This is a genomic window from Bacteroides faecichinchillae JCM 17102, from assembly GCF_000614145.1.
Lineage (GTDB): Bacteria > Bacteroidota > Bacteroidia > Bacteroidales > Bacteroidaceae > Bacteroides > Bacteroides faecichinchillae.
The window spans coordinates 1-508 of the sequence record NZ_BAKK01000143.1 but is presented as its reverse complement, the minus strand read 5'-3'; the positions used below and the strand labels follow the sequence as shown (position 1 = coordinate 508).

Sequence of the window (508 nt, the reverse complement as noted above, 5' to 3'; positions counted from 1 at the left end):
GGCACAGTCGCCGGGAAAGCTTCCGTTGGTTCGGGCGGACATTATTAAGCAGGGTATTTGCGGCATCGCACGAATACGTTTGAACGGGTAGCGCTTCTGGTTGATTTGTGCCGGCAGCCTGCAAGGCTACCGTTTCCTTTTTGAAGAAGGGGTACTTTGTTGTTCTATGAATAGTTAATGTGTTCATGGTATAATTGTTATCAGGGTGTTTATACTTTATAATATCTGTTTTATTTCCGGCTGTTGTCACATGCTGTTACGCATAAGCCGGTGCAGGCCGTAAGAATATGGAAGCCTTCTGTCAGGTATTACTAACGGGGCCGTAAAAAATCCGATGGGAACAGGTTTTCTAACAAAATTTATTCTTCGTGCTGTCAAACAACTCTAAGACGCCGGTGGATGATGTGCCATGTTTCATAGGAATTCCTCCTTTCTTAATGATTAAAATAGTTAGTATATTAGTGCATAGAACCCGTATGCCGGTTTGCAGACAACAAATATATTTATT

The 508-nt window shown here is 42.3% G+C and carries 1 protein-coding gene; it reads right to left on the bottom strand.

Features of this window, described 5'->3' with window-relative positions:
* Nucleotides 1–250 (bottom strand): hypothetical protein (locus JCM17102_RS31080; protein WP_206778291.1); only part of this gene is annotated, 250 nt, incomplete at its 3' end.
* Between the last annotated feature and the right edge of the window lie 258 nt (nucleotides 251–508).